This is a genomic window from Mesorhizobium sp. ArgA1 (genome assembly GCF_053714375.1).
Genome location: NZ_JBSKBQ010000111.1, coordinates 1 through 827, shown reverse-complemented (window position 1 = coordinate 827; position 827 = coordinate 1). Strand labels below are relative to the sequence as shown.

At 57.6% G+C, this 827-nt stretch carries 2 protein-coding genes; both read left to right on the top strand.

Translation table 11 applies throughout. The features are described 5' to 3' along the window. Nucleotides 1-213: PLP-dependent transferase (locus ACWGTI_RS32570; RefSeq protein ID WP_454590668.1), on the top strand; the 213-nt coding region annotated here is incomplete at its 5' end. A gap of 4 nt (nt 214-217) precedes the next feature. After that, nucleotides 218-827: gamma-glutamyl-gamma-aminobutyrate hydrolase family protein (locus ACWGTI_RS32565; protein WP_454590667.1), on the top strand; the 610-nt coding region annotated here is incomplete at its 3' end.

Here is an 827-nt window from a genome sequence, read left to right as displayed (position 1 = left end):
TTTATCGAGCGCCTACAACTCGTCTACCACGTTGCAAACATCGGCGATGCTAGGACACTCGCCACGCATCCGGCCTCCACGACGCATGCGTCGGTGCCGCAAGCGGCGCGCCTGGCTTCCGGCGTGCGCGACGGAACGATTCGGATTTCCGTCGGGCTTGAACATGTCGACGATATCCTTGCTGATATCGGGCAAGCCCTTGAGGGGGCCTGACATTGTGGCCGCTTTGGCAGAAGACAGCCGGGCGATCGTTGGTGTCGTTTGCGATCGCCAGACGGTTGACGGCGTTGCTTATGATGTGGCGCGCGCCCGTTATCTCGAAGCATTGCGCCTCACCGCTGGCGTCGTTCCAGTCCTGATCCCAGGGGGACTTACCGACAAAGAGTTGCGGACCTGCCTGTTGGCCTTCAATGGATTGCTCCTGACCGGCGCGGTTTCAAATGTATCACCGTCACGGTATGGGGGTCCGAAAGCTTGCGCCAGCACGCTTGATCTTGATCGCGACAGGACGAGCATCGCTGCGATCGAGATTGCTTTGTCGCTGGGTGTCCCCTTGTTCGGAATCTGCCGTGGGTTGCAGGAACTCAATGTTGCACTTGGAGGCACCCTTTCAAGCAATATCTCGGAAGGTGAAGGCCGAGGTGTGCATGTCGAAGATCTGTCTCTCCGGCGTGATCTTCAATACGCTCCCTCACATGGAATTGTCGCTGAAGGTAATGGCCATATAGCGGAGTGCATTCGCCGCCTTAAGACAAATTCTATTTCCGTCAACACACTGCACCAGCAGGGCATTGCGCGATTGGCGGATGGTCTTGCTGTTGATGCGC